Annotated in this window: 2 protein-coding genes; one reads left to right on the forward strand and one right to left on the reverse strand. The window is 61.9% G+C overall.

The genetic code is table 11. The annotated features are described in order from the left end of the window. Positions 1 to 875: DUF1403 family protein (locus BLR51_RS26895; protein ID WP_089852598.1), on the reverse strand; the 875-nt coding region annotated here is incomplete at its 3' end. Positions 876 to 1,001: 126 nt separating this feature from the next. Between BLR51_RS26895 and BLR51_RS26900 the strand changes: the two genes are divergently transcribed. Beyond that, entirely contained in the window at positions 1,002 to 2,141 is a 1,140-nt protein-coding gene (locus BLR51_RS26900) for a tyrosine-type recombinase/integrase (protein WP_375342708.1), read from the forward strand. Positions 2,142 to 2,242: the final 101 nt, after the last annotated feature.

The following is a 2,242-nucleotide window of genomic DNA, read 5'->3' on the forward strand; positions in this document are numbered from 1 at the left end:
TAGAGCCGGAAGGTGTCGCGGCCGGTCAGTTCGCGCACCGCGCCGAGATCGACCAGCCGGTCGCAGAGCCGGCGCGCGGCGCGGTCCCGCAAAGGCAAGGCACCGGGTGCCACCGCGTCCTGTGTCAGGAAGATCTCAACCGCCTCCCCAGCCCCCTTGGCCCGAAGCTTTGGTGCAACCTCTTTCAAAAGCGCAGCCCGACGCGCGAGGTCGACAGCCAGACGCGTGGCCTCGACCGCGGATGCGGTCACAGCGCGATGAAAGGCCAGGCGCAAATCGTGGCCCCGCTTGCGCAGGTCTGTGCGTTTCAAACCCGCGGCCAGCAGCGGCACGACATGATCCCAACCGAGCGCCTGGGCGAGGGCGGCGTCCGCGAGGATCAACGCCGGGAGTTCGGCACGCGGCGCCTCTGTCAGGACAGCATCCAGCACCATCGCAGCCCGGGTCACCGGTGCCCCATTTCCCGCATCCAGCCACGTGGCGATCTGGCACGACTCGAAGGTCGGTAAAGCTCGGCTCAAAGCCTTGACCGACACCGACCTTTCCACCGCGCGACGCCAGGTAAGGTAAGTTTCCCCCGCGGGACCAGGTAGATCGCCGGGGCGCAGAAGATGAATCTCGTCGCGCAGCTCTGGGGCTCTTTCCGGACGACCAGAAAACCCGACACATGCCTCGGCCGCTGGCAGCGCCAGCCGGTCCCGCAACAAGGCTTTGGGGACCTCTTCGCGGCCCAACACAAGATGCAGGTGGTTCAGCGCCGCTCCCGACAAAAACGCCACATCTTCAAAGGTTTCAGGACGTGCCGAGGTGACCCATGCGGGCATCCGGGGTAGAGTCTCTGGGTTGATGGAGTGATCCGGTCGGGCAAATGTCATGACTGAAGCCTAAACCATCGCGGCGCTTTTATCCAGAAAATGGCACAGAAAACGCCTCACTCTATATTTCACCATAATGTCCGATAACCTTGTGTTATCGGACGTAAAAATGATATGCTCAAAAACATGGGTAGTCTCACAAATAACAGCACCAAAATCGCGGGTTCTTACGGGTCTGAGTCTGAGATTTCGAGCTCAGCACCTGATACCGCGCCGAACAGTGACGAGCACAACGAGAGAACCTCTCGAGACGGAGCCTCAATCGCTCTGCCCGCCCATGTGGTCAGCTCCGGCGCGCTCGACCGGCTGATCGATACCGCCCGCGACTACGCCGAGGCCTCGACGGCAGGAAATACGAACAAGGCCTACGCCGCCGACTGGAAACACTTCACCCGCTGGTGCCGGCTGAAAGGCACAGAACCTCTGCCCCCCTCGCCCGAGATGGTTGGACTTTATGTAGCTGATCTTGCTGCACCAGCCGAGAAGGCCCCTGCCCTTTCGGTCTCCACGATCGAGCGCCGTCTCTCGGGGCTTGCCTGGAACTACAGGCAGCGCGGGTTCACTCTTGATCGCAAGGACCGGCACATCGCCACCGTTCTGGCCGGGATCAAACGCAAGCATGCGCGCCCGCCGGTCCAGAAGGAGGCGATCTTGCCTGAGGACATCCAGGCCATGGTGGCCACCCTTCCTTTCGATCTCCGCGGGCTTCGAGACCGGGCGATCTTGCTTCTGGGCTATGCGGGCGGTCTGCGCCGGTCCGAGATTGTCAGCCTGGACCACGGCAAGGACGATACCCCCGACAGCGGCGGCTGGCTCGAGATCTTCGACAAAGGCGCGCTGCTGACGCTTAACGCCAAGACCGGGTGGCGCGAGGTTGAGGTCGGGCGCGGCTCAAGCGACCAGACCTGTCCCGTCCACGCACTTGAGCAATGGCTACACTTCGGACGCATCGACTTTGGGCCGGTCTTCGTGCGCATCTCCCGGGATGGCAAAAGCGCCCTCGAGGCGCGCCTCTCCGATAAGCACGTCGCGCGACTGATCAAAGCGAGCGTTCTAAAAAGCGGCGTCAGGTCCGATCTGCCGGACGCCAAACGGCTGGCAATGTTCTCCGGCCATTCCTTACGCGCCGGGCTCGCCTCGTCGGCAGAGGTTGATGAGCGCTATGTTCAAAAGCAACTCGGACATGCGTCGGCCGAGATGACCCGGCGCTATCAGCGCAGGCGCGACAGGTTCCGAGTGAACCTAACCAAAGCCGCAGGGCTGTGATGCCCAGGATTCTTGACGTGTTTGGTGAAGCGCTAAGATGAAATTCCAGCGCTTCAGTTTCAGCTTACTGCTTCAATTGAAATCGGGAACTAAACGCGACA

This window comes from Salipiger marinus (assembly GCF_900100085.1).
In the GTDB taxonomy this organism is placed as follows: Bacteria; Pseudomonadota; Alphaproteobacteria; order Rhodobacterales; family Rhodobacteraceae; genus Salipiger; species Salipiger marinus.

Bases quoted from the DNA above. Each gene is read 5' to 3' on its own strand.
- BLR51_RS26900 (WP_375342708.1), top strand. From the start codon at position 1,002: ATGGGTAGTCTCACAAATAACAGCACCAAAATCGCGGGTTCTTACGGG.